Source organism: Luteimonas composti (assembly GCF_042678665.1).
GTDB classification, from domain to species: domain Bacteria; phylum Pseudomonadota; class Gammaproteobacteria; order Xanthomonadales; family Xanthomonadaceae; genus Luteimonas; species Luteimonas composti.
Genome location: NZ_JBHTKU010000004.1, coordinates 289,745 through 311,498 on the forward strand (window position 1 = coordinate 289,745; position 21,754 = coordinate 311,498).

The 21,754-nt window shown below is 73.2% G+C and carries 22 protein-coding genes and 1 riboswitch; of the genes, 10 read left to right on the forward strand and 12 right to left on the reverse strand.

Going from position 1 to position 21,754, the window contains the following annotated elements; genetic code table 11:
* Window positions 1-4 precede the first annotated feature (4 nt).
* A complete protein-coding gene (locus ACFQ2D_RS13395) occupies window positions 5-847 on the forward strand; it encodes a kinase (RefSeq protein ID WP_280942619.1) in 843 nt (280 codons plus the stop codon).
* Between the two features lie 18 nt (window positions 848-865).
* Here the strand turns inward: ACFQ2D_RS13395 and ACFQ2D_RS13400 are convergent, their stop codons facing one another.
* The 3 genes from ACFQ2D_RS13400 to ACFQ2D_RS13410 are packed head-to-tail and all read right to left on the reverse strand — an operon-like array spanning window position 866 to window position 1,971.
* Window positions 866-1,321, reverse strand: a complete 456-nt coding sequence (locus ACFQ2D_RS13400) for a hypothetical protein (RefSeq protein WP_280942618.1) — start codon at window positions 1,319-1,321, stop codon at window positions 866-868.
* Window positions 1,322-1,335: 14 nt separating this feature from the next.
* Complete coding sequence (locus tag ACFQ2D_RS13405) at window positions 1,336-1,635, reverse strand: hypothetical protein (protein WP_280942617.1); 300 nt, start codon at window positions 1,633-1,635, stop codon at window positions 1,336-1,338.
* Window positions 1,636-1,695: 60 nt separating this feature from the next.
* Window positions 1,696-1,971, reverse strand: a complete 276-nt coding sequence (locus ACFQ2D_RS13410; protein WP_280942616.1) for a hypothetical protein — start codon at window positions 1,969-1,971, stop codon at window positions 1,696-1,698.
* A 191-nt stretch (window positions 1,972-2,162) separates the two neighbouring features.
* Here ACFQ2D_RS13410 and ACFQ2D_RS13415 point away from each other — a divergent pair, with 191 nt between their 5' ends.
* From ACFQ2D_RS13415 to hemE, 5 genes are all read left to right on the forward strand, one after another.
* Window positions 2,163-4,961, forward strand: a complete 2,799-nt coding sequence (locus ACFQ2D_RS13415; RefSeq protein ID WP_280942615.1) for a protein kinase domain-containing protein — start codon at window positions 2,163-2,165, stop codon at window positions 4,959-4,961.
* 402 nt (window positions 4,962-5,363) lie between these two features.
* The gene (locus ACFQ2D_RS13420; protein ID WP_280942614.1) at window positions 5,364-5,927 is read left to right on the forward strand and encodes a shikimate kinase; all 564 of its coding nucleotides are present in this window, start codon (window positions 5,364-5,366) and stop codon (window positions 5,925-5,927) included.
* The gene (gene aroB / locus ACFQ2D_RS13425; RefSeq protein WP_280942613.1) at window positions 5,924-7,015 is read left to right on the forward strand and encodes a 3-dehydroquinate synthase; all 1,092 of its coding nucleotides are present in this window, start codon (window positions 5,924-5,926) and stop codon (window positions 7,013-7,015) included. Before ACFQ2D_RS13420 ends, aroB begins: the two co-directional genes overlap by 4 nt.
* Before the next feature lie 60 nt (window positions 7,016-7,075).
* A complete protein-coding gene (locus tag ACFQ2D_RS13430; protein ID WP_280942612.1) occupies window positions 7,076-7,330 on the forward strand; it encodes a WGR domain-containing protein in 255 nt (84 codons plus the stop codon).
* Window positions 7,331-7,469: 139 nt separating this feature from the next.
* Window positions 7,470-8,543 carry a uroporphyrinogen decarboxylase gene (gene hemE / locus ACFQ2D_RS13435; protein WP_280942611.1) on the forward strand — a complete coding sequence of 358 codons (1,074 nt, stop codon included), beginning with the start codon at window positions 7,470-7,472 and terminating at the stop codon, window positions 8,541-8,543.
* Between the two features lie 51 nt (window positions 8,544-8,594).
* Here hemE and ACFQ2D_RS13440 read toward each other — a convergent pair whose 3' ends face one another.
* The gene (locus tag ACFQ2D_RS13440; RefSeq protein ID WP_280942610.1) at window positions 8,595-9,452 is read right to left on the reverse strand and encodes a DNA ligase; all 858 of its coding nucleotides are present in this window, start codon (window positions 9,450-9,452) and stop codon (window positions 8,595-8,597) included.
* A 165-nt stretch (window positions 9,453-9,617) separates the two neighbouring features.
* Complete coding sequence (locus ACFQ2D_RS13445) at window positions 9,618-13,130, reverse strand: sensor histidine kinase (RefSeq protein WP_280942673.1); 3,513 nt, start codon at window positions 13,128-13,130, stop codon at window positions 9,618-9,620.
* 187 nt (window positions 13,131-13,317) lie between these two features.
* Here ACFQ2D_RS13445 and ACFQ2D_RS13450 point away from each other — a divergent pair, with 187 nt between their 5' ends.
* Genes ACFQ2D_RS13450 through ACFQ2D_RS13460 form a run of 3 tightly spaced genes read left to right on the forward strand, consistent with a single transcriptional unit; the run spans window position 13,318 to window position 15,165 of the window.
* Window positions 13,318-14,025, forward strand: a complete 708-nt coding sequence (locus ACFQ2D_RS13450; RefSeq protein WP_280942672.1) for a YceI family protein — start codon at window positions 13,318-13,320, stop codon at window positions 14,023-14,025.
* Entirely contained in the window at window positions 14,022-14,600 is a 579-nt protein-coding gene (locus tag ACFQ2D_RS13455) for a cytochrome b (protein WP_280942609.1), read from the forward strand. The genes ACFQ2D_RS13450 and ACFQ2D_RS13455 overlap by 4 nt, the downstream gene beginning before the upstream one ends.
* A 1-nt stretch (window position 14,601) precedes the next feature.
* Complete coding sequence (locus tag ACFQ2D_RS13460; RefSeq protein ID WP_280942608.1) at window positions 14,602-15,165, forward strand: YceI family protein; 564 nt, start codon at window positions 14,602-14,604, stop codon at window positions 15,163-15,165.
* Between the two features lie 60 nt (window positions 15,166-15,225).
* Here ACFQ2D_RS13460 and ACFQ2D_RS13465 read toward each other — a convergent pair whose 3' ends face one another.
* Both ACFQ2D_RS13465 and ACFQ2D_RS13470 read right to left on the reverse strand, forming a co-directional pair.
* Entirely contained in the window at window positions 15,226-15,567 is a 342-nt protein-coding gene (locus ACFQ2D_RS13465) for a hypothetical protein (protein WP_280942607.1), read from the reverse strand.
* 11 nt (window positions 15,568-15,578) lie between these two features.
* Complete coding sequence (locus ACFQ2D_RS13470) at window positions 15,579-15,806, reverse strand: glutaredoxin family protein (protein ID WP_280942605.1); 228 nt, start codon at window positions 15,804-15,806, stop codon at window positions 15,579-15,581.
* 103 nt (window positions 15,807-15,909) lie between these two features.
* Between ACFQ2D_RS13470 and ACFQ2D_RS13475 the strand changes: the two genes are divergently transcribed.
* A complete protein-coding gene (locus tag ACFQ2D_RS13475; protein ID WP_280942604.1) occupies window positions 15,910-17,292 on the forward strand; it encodes an L-serine ammonia-lyase in 1,383 nt (460 codons plus the stop codon).
* 4 nt (window positions 17,293-17,296) lie between these two features.
* On the opposite strand, the gene ACFQ2D_RS13480 is transcribed toward ACFQ2D_RS13475, so the two are convergent.
* The 5 genes from ACFQ2D_RS13480 to metX form a co-directional block, all read right to left on the reverse strand.
* A complete protein-coding gene (locus ACFQ2D_RS13480; protein ID WP_386795678.1) occupies window positions 17,297-17,452 on the reverse strand; it encodes a hypothetical protein in 156 nt (51 codons plus the stop codon).
* Window positions 17,453-17,617: 165 nt separating this feature from the next.
* Window positions 17,618-18,043: a helix-turn-helix domain-containing protein gene (locus tag ACFQ2D_RS13485; RefSeq protein WP_280942602.1), complete on the reverse strand. Its 426-nt coding sequence runs from the start codon at window positions 18,041-18,043 to the stop codon at window positions 17,618-17,620.
* A gap of 69 nt (window positions 18,044-18,112) precedes the next feature.
* Window positions 18,113-19,192, reverse strand: coding sequence for a homoserine dehydrogenase (locus tag ACFQ2D_RS13490; RefSeq protein ID WP_280942601.1), 1,080 nt, complete (start codon window positions 19,190-19,192; stop codon window positions 18,113-18,115).
* Entirely contained in the window at window positions 19,189-20,415 is a 1,227-nt protein-coding gene (locus tag ACFQ2D_RS13495; RefSeq protein WP_280942600.1) for an O-succinylhomoserine (thiol)-lyase, read from the reverse strand. The genes ACFQ2D_RS13490 and ACFQ2D_RS13495 overlap by 4 nt, the downstream gene beginning before the upstream one ends.
* Window positions 20,412-21,455 carry a homoserine O-succinyltransferase MetX gene (gene metX / locus ACFQ2D_RS13500; protein WP_280942599.1) on the reverse strand — a complete coding sequence of 348 codons (1,044 nt, stop codon included), beginning with the start codon at window positions 21,453-21,455 and terminating at the stop codon, window positions 20,412-20,414. Before metX ends, ACFQ2D_RS13495 begins: the two co-directional genes overlap by 4 nt.
* 99 nt (window positions 21,456-21,554) lie before the next feature.
* Window positions 21,555-21,682: riboswitch (SAM riboswitch) on the reverse strand.
* Window positions 21,683-21,754 lie beyond the last annotated feature (72 nt).

The window sequence follows — 21,754 nt, forward strand, 5'->3', positions numbered from 1 at the left end:
CGCGATGCCCCCCGATGCGCACGCGGCTCCGCCGCACGGATTCCCGGATGCGCTGGTCGCGTGCGTGCTCGACGACGCGCTGGAGGCGGGCGCGGAGGTCTACGGCATCTCGGGCCTGCAGGGCAGCGGCAAGTCGACGCTCGCCGCGCAGCTGGTCGCGGCGGCGCAGGCGCGGGGGTTGCGCGCGGTGGCGGTGTCCATCGACGACTTCTATCTCGACCCGCCCGAACGCCAGCGCCTGGCGCGCGAGGTCCATCCGCTCCTGGCCACGCGCGGCCCGCCGGGCACCCACGACCTCGCGCTGGCCTGCGACACGCTCGACGCCCTGCGTTGCGGACGCGCGGTCGCCGTACCCGCCTTCGACAAGCTGGCCGACCGGCGCCTCCCGCGTCCAAGTTGGCGCTGCGAGGCGGCGGACCTGGTGGTGTTCGAAGGCTGGTTCCTGGGCACGCCTGCCGAACCGGAGGCCGCGCTGCAGACGCCGGCCAACGCGCTCGAACGCGAAGAGGACGCGGACGGACGCTGGCGGCGCCACGTCAACGCGGCCCTCGCCCGGGACTATCCCGCGCTGTGGCGGCGCATCGACCGTCTGCTGTTCCTGCAGCCACCGGGCTTCGACGTCGTGCCGGCGTGGCGCTGGCAGCAGGAGCAGGCGCTGCAGGCGCGCGATCCCTCGCGTGCCGGCATGACGCTCGAGCAGGTCGAGCGCTTCGTCCAGCACTACGAGCGCGTCAGCCGGCAGGCGCTGCGCACGCTGCCCGGTCTCGCCGAGGCCGTGGTCGCGCTGGACGCGCAACGCCGGCCCGGGCCGCTGCGGAAGCGCGGGTCCGCCGCCGCGCGGCGCTGATCGCCGCGCGGCACATGCTCAGCCGCATTTCGCGTAGGGCGAACCGCGCAGCCAGTCGCGGAATCTTTCCGGCATCGGCGGCCCACCCGGCCAGCCGAAGTCGTGCGGCTCGACCACCAGCGCACCGGGCTTCTCGTCATGGTCGGTGATGACCAGGATCGGATTGCCGCCGGCGTCGCTCCAGTAGGGCCAGAACGCCCCCGACATGCCTTCGTAGGTCGGGCCGAAGAAGCTGGCCGAATACTCCACGGCCGGTGCGCGCTCGACCCTGCCGCCGCCGCGGTCCAGCGCGAAGCCGGTGGCGTCGATCAGCACCTGCGGGTACTTCGCGCAATCGCCGCCGGGCCCATAGCGCCCGTACAGCGAGGGGAAGTCCTGCAGGTGCTCCAGCGTCACCGCGCTGGCGGGGCCGGCGCTGGCGAGGTAGGTGGCCGCGGCCAGCGCGAGCGGTGCCAGGAAAGAACGGGTGTGCATGGCGACCCTCCGCGTCAAGCCTGCGCGGCGGCTGGCGGGGACACCAGCGCCTGGTAGGCATCGTCGATCACCTTCAGGTTGCCACGGACCTTCCAGTGCACCCAGCCGGCGATGGCCAGCATCGGGATGCCGAGGATGGCGCCGATGATGGTGATGGTCAGGAGTCCGCCGATGGCCAGGAAGGCCAGCGAACCGATCTTCGCCGGTTGCTGGCGCTGCAGCAGTTCCTGCCTGCGCGCTTCCAGCACCACGGGATTGGCGGTGCCGGCCTGGGTGATGTAGCCGCTGGCGTATTCGGGGGTCAGGCTGAGCATATGGACCTCGCGTCGGTGGTGGAGTACCGGGCCGTGCGCGGCCCGGCGCGGAAAAATCCTTCAGTCGGAGCGGCGGTAGCGCATGCCCACCGGACCGGACAGGGTGTCGGCATCGACCCTGGTGAGCACCAGCGCGGCGGCGGCATCCTCCGACAGCCGCACCCGGATCCGGTCGCCATCGACCTCGTAGGCCAGTTCCTGCTCCACGCCCGCCAGCGGGCTGCTCATCACTACCCGGCCGTCGGGATGGAAGCTGAGCACGCTCATGCCGTGCTCGTCCTCGAACGTGCCGTCCAAGCCGCCGCCGCAGGCCGACAACAGCAGTCCCAGCGCCACGGCGACAGCCCGTCTGCAGGTCCGGTGTACGCGCATCGCCTGTCCTCCCTCCCCCGCGTGCCCCCATCCTCGCCGCGGCCGGTACGCAAGTCCTCAAGACGGGTTCAAGGAACCTTCAAATCGCGCGCCGGAGCGGGGGGACGGTGCCCGAGCGGCCCGCCCGCGTGCAGGCGCGGCTATGATCCGGACCCATGCCCCAGGCCCTCCCGCCGCCCGACGACCGGGTCTACCGCTGGCGCTTCGGCGCGGTGGAGTTCGACGAGGCGCGCCACGAACTGCGGGTGTCCGGCCTGCCCGTCGAGGCCGAGCCAAGACCGCTGCAGGTGCTGGCCCTTCTGCTGCGCCACGTCGGCGAGGTGGTGACCAAGGAGGAACTGTTCGAGTCGGTCTGGGCCGGCCGGGTGACCGTGGACCATGTGCTCGCCACCGCCATCGGCAAGCTGCGCAAGGCGCTCGATGCCGGCGGCGAGTCGCGGATCGTCACCGTGCCGCGGATCGGCTACCGCTTCGACGGGCCGGTCGAGCGCATCGCGCTCGGCCACCGCCCCAGCGGCGAGCTGACCTTCGAGCCCGGCCAGCCGGTGCCCGGCCGCGAACACTTCCTGCTCGAGCGCCCGCTCGGGCAGACCCTCGGCAGCGAGGTCTGGCTGGCGCGCCAACCGCGCAGCCGCGAGGCGCGGGTGTTCAAGTTCGGCCGCGGTGGCGAGCGGCTGTCGGCGATCAAGCGCGAAGCCACCCTGATGCGGGTGCTGCGCGACACGCTGGGCGAGCGCGAGGATCTGGTGCGGGTGCTGGACTGGAACTTCGAGACCGAACCGTGCTTCCTCGAATGCGAGTACGGCGGCGACTCGCTGGTCGAGTGGGCCGCGGCGAACGCGGCCTTCGCCGGCTGGGATCGCGACCAGCGCGTGGACTTCTTCCTCCAGGTCGCGTGCGCGGTCGACGCCGCCCACGGCGTAGGCGTGCTGCACAAGGACATCAAGCCGGCCAATATCCTGGTCCGGCAGCGCCACGGCGGCGGCTGGCAGGCCTGCCTCACCGACTTCGGCAGCAGCCGGCTGCTGCAGCCCGGGCGGCTGGCCGAGCTGGGCATCACCGGCCTGGGCCTGACCGTGACCCGGCCCGACGCCGGCAGCGGCGGCACGCCGCTGTACCTGGCGCCCGAACTGGTGGCCGGGCAGCCGCCGACGGTGCGTAGCGACCTGTACGCGCTCGGCGTGCTGCTCTACCAGTTGCTGGTCGGCGACCTGCGCCGACCGATGGCGCCCGGCTGGGAGCGCGACATCGACGACCCGCTGCTGACCGGGGACATCTCCCGCGCCACCGACGGCGATCCGGCCAGGCGCCTGGGCAGCGTGGCCGAGCTGGTCGAGCGGCTCTCGACGCTGCCGCAGCGTCGTACCGACGCGCAGCGGCGCGCCGGATCGGCACGCGCCGCCGAACAGGCGCAGCGGGCGCTGGAGCAGGCGCGCGCGCGGCGGCCGTGGATCGCGGCCACCATCGGCGTGCTCAGCATCGGCCTGCTCGCCAGCTCGCTGCTCTGGTACCGGAGCGAGCGCCTGCGCGAGGCCGCGGCCATGCAGGCCGCGCGGGCCGAGGCGGTGTCCGGCTTTCTCAGCGACGACCTGCTCGGCGCGCTCAGTCCCGGCGGCAGCGGTTTCGAGCGCGACCCCAGTGTGCGCGAGGTGCTCGAGCTGGCCTCGGACCAGGTCGGCCGGCGGTTCGCCGACGACCCGGCCACCCGCGGCGGCGTGCACGCCGCGCTCGGCCAGGCCTGGCGCACGCTGGGCGACCGCGAGCGCAGCGTGGCCCACCTGCGCGAAGCCGAGCGCCACTATGCGCGCGCCTTCGGCCCCGCTGATCCGCTCACCCTGCGCACGCGTTACGCGTTGGTGCGCACGCTGGCCTACTCGAACACCGCCGCGCACATCGCCGAGGCAGGCACGCTGCTCGAAGCCACCGATGCAGAGGTCGGGCCGCGCCTGCAGGAGGATGGCGAGCTGGCGCTGGAAGCGGCCTACGCGCGCGGCGTGTTCCACTTCCAACAGCTGCAGGTCGAACCGGCGCTGGAGGCCTATCGTCGCGCCGACCGGCTGCAGCGGAAGCTGCGGCCGGACGATGCGCAGATGGCCGCGAACATCCGCAGCAACCTCGCCGACGGCACGCTGCGCCAGGGCGATCTGGCGAGCGCGATCGCGCAGCTGCGCGCGATGCTGGCCGAGCCGCTGTTCGACGCGCGCCGGATCGGCGAGGGCAAGGTGGCCGGCCACCGCATCATGCTCGCCCGCGCGCTGCGCAACCTCGGGCAGTATGACGAGGCGCTGCCGCTGGCCGAAGCCGCCGCGGCCGCCACCGGGCGCATCCTCGGCCCGGACGACTACACCACCCTGGTCCAGCTCTCCACCGTGGCCAGCATTCATGACTACGCCGGGCGCTGCGAACAGGCGCTGGAGATCGCGCGCGTGGTGCGCACGCGCATGGCCGCGCGCTACGGCGAAGAACGGCAGGCGACGCTGGTCGAAACCGGCAACCTGGGCTTCAAGGAATACGACTGCGGCGATCGCGAGACGGGCCTGGACTATCTGCGCCAGGCCGAGTCCGGCCTGCGCCGGCATTTCGGCGAGGACAACGTCGCCGCCCACAGCTTCCGCTATGCGCTGGCCAAGGCCCTGGCCGAGGAAGGCCGGCACGCCGAGGGGTTGCGCGTGCTGGACGGACTCAATGTCGCATCGCTTACCGCCGGCGACTCCACGCCGGGCTGGGACCAGCGCCTGCGCGCGCTCCGCGGACGACTGCTGCTGCAGTCCGGCGAGACTGGCGCAGGCCGCGCGCTGCTCGCCGAGGCGGTGGAGGCCCTGTCGGCGCTGGGCAGCGCGGATCCCCACGAGATCGCCAGCCTGCAGGCCTTGCTCGCCGATGTCGACGCCGGTCAGGCGCTCGCCTCCCCGTCGACGCCCAACGGCGTCCCGGTGCCTGCCACCGCGCGATAGGGTCGACCGCGTGTGCGGGCCGCACCGGCGGGTGGGCTGTGCAGTGCGCAGGAGTTTGGGAGCGGCCCGCGTACTTGCCGCTGCTGCTGACGTCGTGATTCGTCGAGGCGGACCAAGCCTCCTACGGCGGACGGGACCAGCGTCGCGATGCGCAGGTCACACAGAATCGGCGCGGGGCTCCGGCGTAAGGAAACTGGCGCAAGGACACGCGCAAGGAAGTTGGCGCAGGAAACGGCAGTAGCGAGCGGCGGCAGGAGCGGACCGTGGGGACACTGTCCCGGGGACGCTGGTCGTCAAGACGGTTGCGAGGAGAAGCCGGCAGGGAACGGTCGCGGTTGCAACCGTCCATGTCGCGCTCGCCACCGCGGCGACCGGTGGCCGCGGACTGCTACGATCCACGGCATGAACCCCGCCCCCAACCTGGTGCTGGTCGGCCCGATGGGCGCCGGCAAATCCTCGATCGGCAGGCGCCTGGCCGGGCGCTTCGGCTTGGCGTTCGTGGATGCAGACCGCGAGATCGAGACGCGGACGGGCACCACCATCCCCACCATCTTCGAATGCGAGGGCGAGGCCGGCTTCCGCGCGCGCGAATCGGCGACGCTGGCGCACCTGCTGCTGGACGAGGGCCAGGTGATCGCCACCGGTGGCGGCGCGGTGCTCGATGCCGGCAGCCGCCAGCGCATGCGCGAGCGCGCCTTCGTGGTGTACCTGCAGGTCAGCCTGGCGCGCCAGCTCGACCGCCTGGCCCGCGACCGCAGCCGCCCGCTGATCGCCGGGGACGACCGCGAGCAGGTGCTGCAGCGCCTGTCCGAGCAGCGCGCGCCGCTGTACGAGGAAATCGCCGACCTGCGTTTCGACACCGACCCCTGGTTCCCGCCGCAGGCGGCCGTGCAGCTGGCGCGCCTGCTGCAGGCGCGCTGGCATCGCGGCCCGGATCCGCAGCTGAAGGACACCGCCAGCGCATGACCCAGCCACGCCGCGAGGTCGCCGTCGGCGGCGACCGCGCCTACACCATCACCATCGGCCCCGGCCTGCTCGACGACGGCGCCCTGCTGGCCGCCACCCTGCGCGGCGGCGACGCCTTCGTGGTCAGCGACGACGCGGTCGCCCCGCTCTACCTGCAGCGCGTGCTCGACGCGCTGCGGGCGGCGCGCCCGGGGCTGCGGGTCGGACACTGGACGCTGCCGGCCGGCGAGGCCTCCAAGACGCTGGCGCGCTTCGGCGAGGCCATCGACGCGATCGCCCGCGCCGGCGCGCGCCGCGACGCCACCGTGTACGCCCTGGGCGGCGGCGTGGTCGGCGACCTGGCCGGCTTCGCCGCGGCGGCCTGGATGCGCGGCGTCGACTGCGTGCAGCTGCCGACCACCCTGCTGGCGATGGTCGACTCCTCGGTGGGCGGCAAGACCGCGGTCGACCTGCCGCAGGGCAAGAACCTGGTCGGCGCCTTCCATCCACCGCGCGCGGTGCTGGCCGACACCGCCACCCTGCGCACCCTGCCCGCGCGCGAACTGCGCGCCGGCCTGGCCGAGGTGGTGAAGTACGGGGCCATCATCGATGCCGCCTTCCTCGACTGGCTCGACGCCAATGCCGCGGCGCTGCTGGCGATGGACGACGGCGCGCTGGCCGAGGCGATCGCGCGCAGCTGCGCGCACAAGGCCGCGATCGTCGAGCGCGATCCGTTCGAGCACGGCGAACGCGCCCTGCTCAACTTCGGCCACACCTTCGGCCATGCGATCGAGACCGAACAGGGGTATGGCGGGCTGATCCACGGCGAAGCGGTGGCCGTGGGCATGGTCCAGGCCGCGCGCCTGTCCGAACGCCTGGGCCTGGCCGGCGCAGCCGACACCGCGCGCCTGCGTGGCCTGCTGCAGCGCTTCGGCCTGCCGGTCGATCCGCCCGCCGGCCTGGACACGGGAGCCCTGCTGGGCCACATGCGCCTGGACAAGAAGGCCCAGGCCGGCGGCCTGCGCTTCATCGTCTGGGACGGCCCGGGCCGCGCCCGGGTGCAGGCCGACGTCCCCGAGGACGCGGTGCGCGCGGTCCTGGAGGCCTGATCCGGCCGCCGGCGCGCGGGGTCGGGCCGCGGCCGCGCCGCGACGTACAATGGGCGGCCCATGCGCCTGCTCCTGCAACAACGTCCCGACGGTCGCGAAGCCCCGCGCTTCGTGCAGCTGACCCTGCAGCCGGACCTGCTGGGCGCCTGGACGCTGCTGCGCGAAACCGGCCAGACCGGCGGCCGCAGCACCCTGCGCCGCGAGCAGTACCTGGACCACGCCAGCGCGCTGGCCGCGCTCGAACATGCCCGCGACGCCCAGCTGCGCCGCGGTTTCCAGCTGATGTACGCCGAAGGCACGGGCGCGCCGAAGTGAGCATCGCCACGCCGCGGACCCTGCCGCCCCGGCCCGTTCCACCCATTCCCGCCCTGCCCGCGCACCGTCGCTGCGGGCCGCCCGGTCGCGCGCTGCGCGCGACGGGCCGTCCGGGCCGACGACCGCCGATGGAAACGCCATGACCAGCCCCCTGAAGAACGATCGCTTCCTGCGCGCCCTGCGCCGCGAACCCGTGGACCGCACGCCGGTGTGGCTGATGCGCCAGGCCGGGCGCTACCTGCCCGAGTACCGCGAGACCCGGCGCCAGGCCGGCAGCTTCCTGGGCATGGCCAAGAACCCGGACGTGGCCTGCGAGGTCACCCTGCAGCCGCTGCGCCGCTTCCCGCTGGACGCGGCGATCCTGTTCTCCGACATCCTCACCATCCCCGACGCCATGGGCCTGGGCCTGTACTTCGTCGAGGGCGAGGGCCCGAAGTTCGAGCGGCCGGTGCGCAGCGCCGCCGACGTGGCGAAGCTGGGCGTGCCCGACATGGAGACCGAGCTGGGCTACGTGATGGACGCGGTGCGCGTGATCCGCCGCGAACTCGACGGCGCGGTGCCGCTGATCGGCTTCTCCGGCAGCCCCTGGACCCTGGCCTGCTACATGGTCGAGGGCGGCGGCAGCAAGGATTTCGCGCGCATCAAGGCGATGGCGCTCAACGAACCGGCCGCGCTGCACGCGCTGCTCTCGGTGACCGCCGACGCGGTGGTCGCCTACCTCGCCGCGCAGCGGGCGGCCGGCGCGCAGGCGCTGCAGGTGTTCGACACCTGGGGCGGCGTGCTCTCGCCGGCCATGTACCGCGAGTTCTCGCTGCCCTACCTGCAGCGCATCGCGCAGGGCCTGGAGCGCGGCGAAGGCGCGCAGCGCACGCCGCTGATCCTGTTCGGCAAAGGCACCGCCGCCTACCTGGAAGACCTGGCCGACACCGGCGCCGAGGGGATTGGCGTGGACTGGCTGGTCGAGCTGGGCGAGGCTGCGCGCCGCACCGGCGGCCGCGTCGCCCTGCAGGGCAACCTCGACCCCACCACGCTCTACGGCTCGCCCGATGCGGTGCGTCGCGAGGTGCGCCGCGCGCTCGACAGCTACCGCGACGGCAACGGCGGCTCGCGCGAAGGGCACGTGTTCAACCTCGGCCACGGCATGTCGCCGGACATGAACCCGGAGCACGTGGCCGTACTGGTCGACGAGGTCCACGCCTACAGCGCGCGCTGAGGCCTCGCTGGCGGTGGGGCGGACGGCCTCGCCCCGCGGGTCGGGCCGGCCTCATCTCGGCTCCATTGGCGGCATGTCGTGGCGCACGCGCAGGAAGCGTGCGAAACGCGGCACGCCCCGGCCGGTCACGCCGCTGTAGCGGTAGGTGACCAGGCTGCCGAGCGGCGGCGGCGATGCCGGCTGCGCATCGTCGAGCCCGCTGCCCAGGCGGAAGCGCAGCCCGTCGGGCCGCTCCACCACCAGCGCCCCGGTCATGCCCGCGTACTTGCCGCGCCCGGGCGTGTATCCGACCACGCGCGCCTCGGCGTCCTGCCAGGGCTTGAGCTTGAGCAGTCCGCTGCTGCGGCCGGCGAGGTAGCGCGCATCGCGATGGTGCAGCATCAGTCCTTCCCCGCCGGCTGCGACCACCGCCTTCAGCCGCGCCTGCAGCGCGCCGCCGTCGGCCAGGCGTTCCTGCCGGACGGGCAGCAGCCACGGCACCCCTGCATCGTCGAGCAGCCGGCACAGGCGCGCCAGGCGTGCTTCGAACCCGCCTGCGTGCGTCGGCAGGTCGAACACCATGAAGCGCACCTGCCGCCACGCGGCGTCATCGGCCTGCCCCGCACGCACGATCGCGCTGACCTGGTCGAAACGACCGCGCGCGACCCAGAGTTCGCCATCCAGCGGCACGGACGGCCAACCCGCGACGAACCACGCCGGCGCCGCGATCCGCCCGCCGCCGCGCGTCCACAGCGCGTGCCCGTCCCAGTGCCCGCGCACGCCGTCGAGCTTCTCGCTGACCCAGTAGTCCTCCACCCGGATGTCGGGCCTGTATTCCGTGGCCAGCATGACCCGCGGCGGCTGCGCCGCGCACGCGCCGGCCCAGACGGCGATGAAGACGAACAGCAGCAGCGCGCAGCGGGTTCCCATGGGGCGGCTCCGGTCGGATGGCGCTGCAAGCCTGGCCTGCCCGCGCAGCGGCGGGCATCGGTCGGATGCCGCCGGGCTTGTCGGAGAATTCCCAGTGCAGGACCGGACTACCGGAGCGGCTGGCGCGGAAACGCGTGGAGCACGGCGCAGCTCCGGGGCCGGCGCTCAGCGCCGCACGACCTCCGCCAGCACGCCGGCGAGCATCGCGCCGGTCACCGGCTTGCGCAGGAAGGCGTCGAATCCCGCCTCGGCGGCGGCGGCCTCGGCCTCGCCGTCGGCGCGCGCGGTCACCGCGATCAGCGGTGCGTCGAAACCGTTGCCGCGCATCAGCCGCGCCAGCGCCAGGCCGTCGATGCCGGGCAGGTCGAGGTCGAGCAGGGCGGCGTCGAACGCGTTCACCGGCAGCTCCGACAGCGCGGCCAGTCCGTGCGCGACATGCACCACGCGGTGGCCCTGGCCTTCGAGCAGGCCGCTGACCACGCGCGCGATGGTGGCATCGTCCTCGACCAGCAGCAGGGACAGCCCTCGCGGCGCGGCGACGATCTCCGCGGGCTCCTCCTCCGCCGGCGGCGCGCAGGCCTGCAGCGGCAGCTCGACGATGAAGGTGGTGCCCTGGCCCGGCGCGCTGTCGATGTCGATGCGGCCTCCCATCGCCGCGGCCAGTTCCTGCGAGATCGCCAGGCCCAGGCCGCTGCCGCCATAGCGGGCGCTGGTGCGGGCGCCCTCGGCCTGTTCGAAGCGGCGGAACAGGCGCTGCCTCTGCTCCTCGTTGAGCCCCGGCCCGGTGTCGCGCACGCTCAGGCGCACGCCTTCGGGCTGCATCGCGTCCACGTGCAGCGCCACGCTGCCGCGCTCGGTGAACTTGACGGCGTTGCCGAGCAGGTTGAGCAGGATCTGGCGCACGCGCCCGGCGTCGCCCAGCATCCAGCGCGGCACCCCGGGGGCGATCGCGTCGTCGAAGGCCAGGCCGCGCTGCCTCGCCTGCGGCGCGCAGAACGCCACCACCTCGCGCACCAGCGCATGGAGGTCGAAGGGCTGCTGGTCGAGCTGCAGGCGGTCGGCCTCGATCCGCGCCAGGTCCAGCGCGTCGTTGACCAGGCGCAGGAGGTGTTCGCCGGCGCGGCGGATCGATTCGACGTGCCCGCGCTGGCGCTCGTCCAGGTCGGTCGCGGCCAGCAGTTCGCTCATGCCCAGCACGCCGGTCATCGGCGTGCGCACCTCGTGGCCCAGGGTGGCCAGGAAGCGGGTCTTGGCCAGCGAGGCCTGCTCGGCCAGCTCGCGCTTGTGCTCGGCCAGCTGCCAGGCGTGGCGGCGCTTGAGCCGCGCGCGGTACTGGCTGGCCACCAGCGCCAGCAGCACCAGCACCGACAGGATCCAGATGGCGGTGGCCGTGCCCGTGCGCCACCACGGTTCGCGCACCCGCAGCTCGAGCCGCTGCACGGGCGTCCATTCGCCGTCGGCGGTGCGCGCCTGCAGCTCCAGCACGTAGCGGCCGTGGTGCAGGCTGGGAAACACGCGCTCGCCCGAGGCACCGGCCTCGACCCAGTCGGGATCGTAGCCCTGCAGCCGGTAGCGGTAGCGATGGGCGTGCGCGTCGGTGAACGAGAGCAGGCGCGCGACCACGCGCAGGTCGCGATCGTCGTGCTGCAGGACGATGGGCTCATCGACCGGAAGGTCGACCACGGCCTCGCCGCGGCGCAGGCTGACCGATTCGACCGCCAGCGTCGGCGCGCGGTCGCTCACCTGCACCTGGCGCGGGTGGAACAGCAGCAGGCCATCGGCGGTGCCGACGGCGATGTAGCCGCGCGACGAGGCCTCGAAGGGATAGTCGCTGAACTGCTGGCTGGGCAGGCCGTCGAGCACGCTGTACACGCGCAGGCGCTCGCGCTGCGGGTCATAGCGCACCAGGCCGCGCGGCGTGCTCATCCACACCACGCCCGAGGCATCCACCGCCAGGCCGCCGGGCGCGACCGCCGGCAGACCGTGGCGCGCGTCCACGGTGCGTTCGGCGATCAGCTCGGCGCCGGTCCAGCGGTACGACACCAGGATGCCGCTGCCGCCGACCCAGACCGTATCGTCCGGCGCATAGCCGAAGGCGAACACCTGCCACCCGGGCCCGCCCGGGACCGGCTCGAACGCGCGCGCGCCCGCATTCCACATCAGCAACCCGCGCGAGGTGGCCAGCCACAGCGCGCCGTCCGGGCCGCGCGACACCTGCTGCAGGGCGTTGCCGAGCGGAAAGCCTTCGGGACCACCCGCCGCCACGGTGGCGCGCAGCTCGCCGTCCGGACCGCGCAGCTGCAGCGCATCGGTCGAGGCGAGCCAGATCGCACCGTCGGGCTCCTCGACGATCTGGGTGACCACGCCCGGCGGGGCCGGATCCACCGCATCGCCCTGGAACCAGCGCCGCATCGCCCCGATCGCCGGGTCGTAGCGGGTGATGGAGCCATGGCAGCCGATCCACACGCTGCGGTCGCGCACCTCGCGCACCACATACGGCAGCAGGTCCCCGCAGACGCCGCTGGCGCGGTGCTGCACGCGGGCCGTGTGCGGATCGAGCCAGTCCAGCACGCCGCCGGTACCGACCAGCCAGAAACCGCCGTCGATGGCGGGCGTGGCGCTGTAGACGAAGGCGTTGCCGGAGGAGTCCGGATCGTCGAGGCGACGGCGCAGCGCGGTGAAATTGCGCCAGTTGGCCGGCAGGTGCCACAGCCCGGTCTCGGAGCTGGCCAGCCACAGGCCGCCCTCGCGGTCTTCGAGCGCGGCCGACCAGGCGGGCCGCACCAGGCCGCGACTGGTGTTGCTGTACAGCGGCACGTCCTCGATGCGGCCGCCGCGTTCGAGCGCCAGGCCGCTGCGGGTATCGAGCCAGTGCGCGCCCTGGCCGTCCTGCACCAGCATGCTCAGCACCGGCTGCCCCAGCACGGGATCGCGCCAGGGCGCCGGCTCGATCGCGCCGCTGGCGTCGCGATACACCCAGGCGCTGCTGGAGGTGCCGATCCACAGGTCGCCGGCCTGGTCGAGCACCAGTGCGTTGACCGCCGGGCTGGGCCGCACGTCCTGCAGCAGGCGGTCGAAGCCATCGCCGGTCCAGCGTGCCAGCCCATGGTAGGTGCCCACCCACAGCCGGCCACGCCGGTCCACGCGCAGCCAGGTGACCGAGGCCGAGGGCAGGCTGCGCGGATTGCCGACCTCGGGCATGAAGCGCCGGATCGTGCCGCCTTCGTCGATGCGGTGCAGGCCGCCGTCGGCGGTGCCGAACCAGATCGCGCCATCGGGCGTCTGCGCCACCGACCACACGTCGTCGCTGCCGATCTGCGGATGCGTGCCGCGATCGAAATGGACGAAGTCGCGGCGCGACGCGTCGAGCATCGCCAGTCCGCCGTTCTGGGTGCCGATCCAGACGCGGTCGCGGTCGTCCACGAACACGGTCCAGACGTGGTTGTCGCGCAGGCCGTCGCCGACGCGCCAGATGCGGTAGCCGACGCCATCGTAGCGGGCGAGCCCGTCGCGCGTGGCGATCCACAGGTAGCCCTGGCGATCCTCCGCCAGCGCGTTGATGCGGTTCGACGGCAGCCCGTCGTACACGCTGATCTGGCGCGGCATCGGCAGCTGCGGCGGCGCGAGCGGCTCCGGCGCGGCCGCCGCACCTGCCGCCGCCAGCCACCACAACAGCACTGTCAAGGCGATCGTCCGCACCGGCCTCCCCTGCTCGCCACGCCCGTCCCTGGCGCACCCGCGGCGCGCGACCCGGCATCGTCGCAACGCACCGTTGTCGGCGCAAGCCCGCGTGGCCGGCGTCGGCGCGGCCTAGAATGCCGCACTACCCGCCCGCGAGCCGCCGATGCCCCGCCTCCTGCCGCGACTGTCCGCGATCGCCTGCCTGCTGCTCGCTTCGGCCGTGGCCACGAGTGCCCGGGCCGCGCCGCCTGCCTATGCGCTCGATCCGGTGCATACGCGCATCCTGGTGGCCGTCGACCACGCCGGCTTCTCCACCGCGCTGGGCACGGTGTCGGGCAGCACCGGCACCATCCACTTCGCTCCCGGCGACTGGGCGCAGGCGCGCGTGGAGGTCGAGATCCCGCTGCAGCGGCTGGATTTCGGCGACGAGGCCTGGAACAAGGCCACGCTGGGGCGCAACCTGCTCGATGCCGGCACACATCCGGTCGCACGTTTCCGCTCCACCCGCGTCGAGGCGCTGGACGAGCGCAGCGCCATCGTCCACGGCGAGCTCGACCTGCGCGGCGTGACCCGCGAGGTGGCGCTGCAGGTGCGGCTCAACGATGCCAGTCGCCATCCGCTGCCGCCGTTCCGGCGCACGGTCGGATTCTCCGCGACCACGACCCTGAGCCGCGCCGAGTTCGGCATCACCGCCTGGCGCTCGATGATCGGCGATGCTGTGGAACTGCGGATCGAGGCGGAGGCCACCCGCACGCGCGATCCGGGCGCGGCGGAACCGCAGGACGATGTCGCCGGTCCAACGCCGCAGACCCGGCAGGCGCCCTCTGAATCTGAAAACGCCTCCGGGCAGGCCGAGCCCGAACCCGTTTCCCAACCGGAGTCCGTCCCGTGACCCTGCGCAACACCCGCGAACGCTGGGGCGCCGTCAGCCAGGCCTTCCACTGGCTGATCGTGCTGCTGATCCTGGTGCTGGCCATCGCCGGCCTCGTCATGGACGACCTGCCGCGCACGCCGAAGTACTTCTGGGTCTATACCGCCCACAAGTCGCTTGGCATCACCGTGCTGGCGCTGATGCTGGCGCGCCTGGGCTGGCGCCTGTACGCAGGCGCGCCCGCGCCCGTGGCCGGCACGCCCGGCTGGCAGGCCGCGATCGCCAGCCTCACCCACTGGCTGCTGTACGCGGTGGCGCTGGCGATGCCGCTGTCGGGCTGGCTCTACGATTCGGCCAGCGGGCTGCGCCCGTTCCGCTATTTCGGGCAGTTCGCGGTGCCGAAGCTGGTGGCGCCCAGCGAGTGGCTGGCCGATGCCGCGCGCGAGGCGCACGGCCTGCTGTTCTGGGTGCTGGTGGCGCTGGTGGCCGCCCATGCAGGGGCGGCCTTCTACCATCACCTGTTCCAGCGCGACGACACCCTGCTGCGCATGCTGCCAGCGCGCGGCGCCCGCGCCCGATCCGGCCAGGAGCCCTGACATGTCCCACCCCCTCACGACCCCCGCCGCCGTCGCCGCCCTGCTGGTGTCGATGCTCGCCCCCGCCCATGCCGCCGATTACGTGCAGGCGCCCGGTTCCTCGCTGGCCTTCGCGACGAAGTACGACGGCGAAGTGTTCAGCGGCCAGTTCGGCGGCTTCGACACGAAGCTGAGCTTCGACCCGGCCCAGCCGGGCCAGGCGCGGCTCGATGTCACCATCGACCTGGCCGGCACCCGCACCGGCAACGCCGACCGCGACTCCACCCTGGCCGGCGCCGACTTCTTCGATGTCGCCCGCTTCGCGCAGGCGCGCTACGTGGCCGAAGGCGTCCGTCCGCTCGGCGAGAACCGCTATGCCGCCGACGGCACCCTCAGCCTGCGCGGCGTCAGCCAGCCGGTCACCCTCGAATTCACCTGGACGCCGGGCAAACCGGCCCTGCTCTCGGGTCGTGCCACGGTCAAGCGGCTGCAGTTCGGCGTCGGTGGCGGCGACTGGGCCGATACCGGCACGATCCCCGACGAAGTGGCGATCAGCACCCGCGTCTACCTCCATCCGGCGCCCTGATCAGGGCGCCGACCGCAGCTCGAAGCGGGCGCGCGCACGGTCTTCCGACGCAAGCCAGCCTTACATTCCAGCCGCGTCGGAGTGGATCTCCAAATCCGGCACCCGCCGCGAACGCATCAGCAGCAGCGCATCCCACACCCCGTCACGCGACTGCAACGGCGGCCCTGGCGACCGGCTGCAGCGGCTCGGCACTGTCGCGAGCATCCGGCGCAGGTTGGCCAGATCCAGTTCGCGGGGCGCGCTGGTCGCCGCGCGCAGCACGACGATGCGTCCGATCCACGCGACGTCCACCACTTCGCCCACCGCCACGCCCTGCCAGCGGACCGGTTCGGTCGCGTCCGCGGGCTTTGCCCGGTGCACGCCGGGCGCGTCGCCCTCCGGCAGCGCCGGAGCGGCGGCCATCGCCATCGCCTTTACCGCGCGACCGCCTGCAGTTGCGCCGCATCGAACGGCCAGTCCAGTTCGGCTCCGGTCGCGGTGTCGTGCAGCACCGGCACGCGCGTTCCGTAGCGCGCTTCGAGTTCGGGGTCGTCGTCGATGAACACACTGCGCGGCTCGGGAAACCGGACCCGCGCCAGCAGGTCCAGGGCCTGGTCGCACAGGTGGCAGTCGTCGCGCTGGTACAGGATGTGGCGGGACATGCGGGCGCTGGATGCGGCGAAGGCGCAAGCGTAGCCGCAAGCGCCGTAGCGCGCCCGTTACCCATGCAACCAATACAATGGGCCTGTCTTCCGGGAGCCCGCCGTGTCCGTCAGTACCTTCGACCTCTACAAGATCGGCATCGGCCCGAGTTCGTCCCACACGGTGGGGCCGATGCGCGCGGCCGCGCGCTTCGTGCAGCGCTGGCTGGTGGAACCCGGTCGCCTGCACGAGGTCGCGCAGGTGCGCGCCGAGGTGTTCGGCTCGCTGGCCCTCACCGGCCGCGGCCACGGCACCGACAAGGCCCTGCTGATGGGCCTGGAAGGCCACCTGCCCAACCTGATCGATCCGGACATCATCCCCGCCGCGCTCGAACGCATCCGCGGCGAGCGGCGACTCCTGCTCGGCGGCAGCCGCCCGGTTGCCTTCGTCGAGAAGCGCGACCTGGTCATGAACAAGCGCCAGAAGCTGCCGCACCACACCAACGGCATGCGCTTCACGGCGTTCGACGCGGCTGGCGAAGTGCTTGCGACCCGTGATTACTATTCGGTCGGCGGCGGCTTCGTGGTGAACCAGGACGAGGCCGCCGAGGACCGCATCGTGGCCGACACCACGCCGCTGCCCTACCCGTTCCGCAGCGGCGACGAGCTGCTCGCGCAGGCCCAGTCCCACGGCCTCAGCATCGCGCAGCTGATGCTGGAGAACGAGAAGGCCTGGCGCAGCGAGGAGGACATCGCGCAGGGCCTGCGCGAACTGTGGGCGGCGATGCAGGCCTGCGTGGCGCGCGGCATCCGCGCCGAAGGCACCCTGCCCGGCGGACTGCACGTGGCGCGCCGCGCGCCCGCCCTGCACGCCGAATTGCGCTCGCGCCCGGAAGCGGCGATGCGCGATCCGCTGACGGTGCTCGACTGGGTCAACCTCTACGCGCTGGCGGTGAACGAGGAGAACGCCGCGGGCGGGCGCGTGGTCACGGCGCCCACCAATGGCGCGGCCGGCATCATCCCGGCGGTGCTGCACTACTACGACCGCTTCTGTCCCAACGCCAGCGAACAGGGCGTGTTCGACTTCCTGCTCACCGCGGCCGCGGTGGGCATCCTCTACAAGGAAAACGCCAGCATCTCCGGCGCCGAGGTCGGCTGCCAGGGCGAGGTGGGCGTGGCCTGCTCGATGGCCGCGGCCGGCCTGACCGCGGCACTGGGCGGGACGCCCGGGCAGATCGAGAACGCCGCCGAGATCGGCATGGAACACAACCTCGGCCTGACCTGCGACCCGATCGGCGGCCTGGTGCAGATCCCCTGCATCGAGCGCAACGCGATGGGCTCGGTGAAGGCGATCAACGCCAGCCGCATGGCCCTGCGCGGCGACGGCAAGCACAAGGTCAGCCTCGACAAGGTGATCCGCACCATGCGCGACACGGGCCGCGACATGCAGGACAAGTACAAGGAAACCAGCCGCGGCGGCCTGGCGGTGAACGTCATCGAGTGCTGAGAGCTCAGCGGCACCCGGTGCCGGCGGCGACGCAGTCGGCGCGGTTGTCGCGCTCGGCCACGTCCCTGCCGATCTGGTAGCCCAGCAGCGCCGCAAACAGGGCCAGCACCAGCAGCCAGCCGGTCGCGTGCAGGGCGCGCGTGGCGGCTGGCGGCGGCACGGGGGTGATGGGTGATCTCTGCGGCTGCATCCGTGGACTCCGTGTTGGCGGTCTGACGATGCTGGCCGCCAGGCCGGGCGGGCGCCACGACTGCCACCCGCCAGCGCCCCGACAGGCGGGCGACATCAATTGCGGATCAGTGGCTTGCGCGCGATCGCGGGCCGGTCAGCGGCAGTCGCCGCGGCCTTCCGCCTCGCACTCGGCGCGGGCCTCGCGATGCGCGAGATCACGCCCGACCTGATAGGCGACGCCGAAGGCCAGCAGGAACACGATCGCCAGGCCCACCAGCAGCAGGCCGTAGCGTTCGAGCGCCGTGCGCGCCCAGGGCGGCGGCGCGCCCGTGTCGCCGGACGGCGGCGACGCCGGGAATTCGCACGGGGCCGCAGGAGGCGAAGCGGACGCCTCGCACAGGGCGGCCGGCGCCACCTCCAGGGCCGAAGCCAGGGCCATCCGCGTCTCCGCGGACGCGGTGCCCCCGGTTTCCGCGCGCTGCACGGTGCGCACGCTGAGTCCAGCGACCTCGGCCAGCTGCTCCTGCGACCAGGCGCGGGCTGCGCGCAGCGCGCGAATCCGGGCGGGATCGATCTTCATGGCGTGCATGATGCATGCCTGCCGTCGAGCACGCATCAGGGCGCGGCGGCGCCGGCCGCCGCGGCAGGGTCAGCGCGCCGTCCAGATCCGCAGCACGTCGTCCAGAAGCGCGGCCGCGGTGACCCGTGCGCCGGCGCCCGGCCCCTGCACCACCAGCGGCTGGTCGCTGTAGCGGTCGCTGAAGATCGCCGCGCGGTTGTCGGTACCGTGGCCGCTGGCCAGCGGATGCGACAGCGGCAACGCCCGCAGGCCGACGCTGGCGCCGCGCTCGGCGTCGAAGCGGCCCACGAAACACAGCCGCGCGTCGTTGCGGTAGGCGTTGAGGAAGCGCTCGCGCAGCGGCGCGTCCAGCGCCGCCAGCTGCGCATCGACCGCCTCCGGCGCCGCATCGCGCAATGCATCGGGCACCAGCGACGACACCCGGATCTCGCGCGCCTCCAGCGGCAGGCCCGAGGCGCGGGCGAGGATCAGCAGCTTGCGGCGCACGTCCTCGCCCGAGAGGTCCTGGCGCGGGTCGGGTTCGGCGTAGCCGGCGTCGCGCGCCTCGCGGACGAGATCGGAGAACGGGCGGGTGTCGTCGTAGCGCGACAGCAGCCAGGCCAGCGAGCCGGACAGGACGCCCTCGACGGCGTGGATGCGGTCGCCGCCGGCGACCAGCTCGCGAATCAGGCGCAGCAGCGGCAGGCCGGCGCCGACCGTGGCCGAATCCCCGTAGCGCGCGCCTTCGCGCTGAGCCTCGACGATCGCCTGCGCACGCGCCAGGTCGCCGCCATTGCCGAGCTTGTTCGCGGTGACCACGTGGATGCCGCGCAGCAGCCATTCCGGATGCCAGCCGGCGACGGTGTCGCTGGCGGTGGCGTCGATGACGATGTCGCCGCGCGCCAGCGACTCGCCTTCGGCCCAGGGCGGGACGGGGCCGCCCGAGCGCGGCGCCGAGCGGGCCTGTGCGATTGCCGTCTCCAGGCAGTCGCCGGCGGCGACCTGCACGCGCGAGTTGCTCAGCCAGGCGAAGGGCGGCAGCGGCACGCCGCGCACGCGCAGCTGCCGGTAACGTTCGACCACGGCGCTGCCGACCACGCCGGTGCCGAGCAGGGCGACGCGGCCGGTGCGCGGGGGTGCGGCGGGGCGCAAGGGCGTCACCGTGCTCATGCGTCCACCCGAAGGCTGGCGGCGCTGGTGGCGAAGGCGAGCGCACGGTCCAGCGCAGCGGCCAGGTCGGCCTGCAGGTCCGCGCCGTCCTCGATGCCCACCGACAGCCGCACCAGCCCGTCCGGGATGCCCGCCGCGGCGCGCGCCTCGGGCGTCATCGCCGCATGGGTCATGGAGGCCGGATGCGCGACCAGGCTTTCCACGCCGCCCAGCGACTCGGCCAGGGTGAAGTGGCGCAGGCCGTCGACGAAGGCGCGGACCGCGTCGACGCCGCCGTCGAGCTCCAGCGACAGCATCGCGCCGAAGCCCTTCTGCTGGCGTGCGGCCAGCGCGTGGCCCGGATGCGAGGCCAGGCCCGGGTAATGCACCCTGGCCACGGCCGGGTGCGCCTCCAGCTGCGCGGCGATGGCCTGCGCGTTCTCCTGGTGCACGCGCAGGCGCGCGTCCAGCGTACGCAGGCCGCGCAGGGTGAGGAAACTGTCGAACGGCGAACCGGTGATGCCCAGCGCGTTGGCCCACCAGGTGAACCGCTCGTGCAGTTCGGCCGTCGCCGCCACCACCGCACCGCCGACCACGTCGCTATGGCCGTTGACGTACTTGGTGGTCGAATGCAGCACCACGTCGGCGCCGAAGGCGATCGGCGTCTGCAGCGCGGGCGAGAGGAAGGTGTTGTCCACCACCGCCAGCGCGCCGGCGCGATGCGCGGCCTCGATCACGAAACGCAGGTCGGTCACGCGCAGCAGCGGGTTGGACGGGGTCTCGATCAGCACCAGCTTCGGCGACTGCGCGAGCGCGGCGGCCAGCGAACGCGGATCGGTGAGATCGGCCGTGATCAGTTCGAAATGCCCCTTGCCCGCCAGCGCGTTGAACAGGCGCCAGCTGCCGCCGTAGGCGTCGTGCGGCACCACCAGCTTCTCGCCCGGCGACAACAGCGCATTGAGCACGAGCGTGATGGCACCCATGCCGGTCGCGGTGACCACGCCGCCGGCGCCGCCTTCGAGTTCGGCCAGCGCCTCGCCCAGCAGGTCGCGGGTGGGATTGCCGCTGCGGGTGTAGTCGTACTCGCGCTTGTGGCCGAAGCCTTCGAAGCTGAAATTGCTCGACAGCACGATCGGCGGCGTGACCGCGCCGAAGGCGCTGTCGCGATCGATGCCGGCGCGCACCGCGCTGGTGGCCGGTCGACAGGCCGCGGGGCCGGCAACGGACGTGGGGATGGCGGTCATGCGGAGTCTCCAGGGTTGCGCAGCGCGGCGGCGAGGATGCCGTCGATGCGGTCGGTTTCCTTCAGGAAGGCGTCGTGGCCATAGGCCGAGCGCAGCACGCGCAACTGCCCCGGCGTGCCGAGGGCTTCGACCAGCGCCACCGAATCGGACAGCGGCACCAGGCGGTCGCCTTCCACAGCCACCACCAGGGTGGGCACCGTCACCTGCGCGGGATCGATGCGGTGCAGGTCGATCGATTCGGACAGGCGCAGCCAGGCGTTGACCGGGGTGCGGGCGACGAAGCGCGCGCCGGCGGCATCGAGGTAGTCCTCGGCGGCGACGCGCACGCGGCCGTTGACCACCTCGGGCGGGGCGTCGAAGCGCTCCTCGAATTCCTCGGGCGTGCGGTAGCTGAGCATCGCGAACTGGCGCGCCAGCGACAGGCCCTGCACGTCGGCGCACTGCAGCTGGCCCAGCGCCACCGCCTTGCGCTGCAGCGCGCGCCAGGCCGCCGCGTAGGGATGCGCGCGATGCGCGCCGCTGACCGCGACCAGACGATCCAGCCGGCGCGGGTGGCGGATGGCGAACTGGAGCCCGACCAGCGCACCGTAGGAATAGCCGACGAAGGCACGCAGGGCATCGATGCCGAGCGCGTCGAGCACCGCAGCCACGGCATCGGCCTGGTCGGCGGTGTCGATCGGCGCGTCGATGCGGCCGTCCGCGCCCAGGTAGTCGACGCCGAGGATGCGCCAGCGCGCCGGATCCAGGGTGCGGCCCGCGCCGACCAGGTCGTTGGCCCAGCCCGCTTCCGGGAACAGGGCGTTGGCCGCGGCGTGGCGGTGGGCGGAGATGCCGCCGGCCACGAACACCACCGGGGCGTCGGCCGGGCCGTCGAGTTCCCAGGCGATCCGCACCGGACGCGGCCCCGCATGGCGCAGCGACAGGCCCAGTTCGAGCACGCCGCGGCGCGGGCCGGAGGCCGGAGCGTCGGGCAGGCGCAGGTCCGCCGCGGCCGCCAGGGGCGACGGGCAGTGGCTGGCGGTGGCGTGGACAAGACCCATGGCGCTATCCGGTGGAAAGGACGGCCAACGAGGCTTGCGGGGATCGGAAGGCGCCGGCTGGGCCGGCCAGATGCGCATCCACCCTGGGCGGGCGGCGCACAACCATCTTCCGGTGGACGCTCAGGTCCCCGCAGGACTTGGCACCGCGATGGAGCCGGCCTTGCGGCCGCTCCCATCAGGTTGCCCCGGCGTCTTCGGGCCTGTCCCTCAGCCGGTCTCGATGGATGGACGCAGGTTGCCAGCCCCCGGGGCGCTTGTCAATCGCTTCATGCCGATGAAGCGATATTCCGATTCGGCAA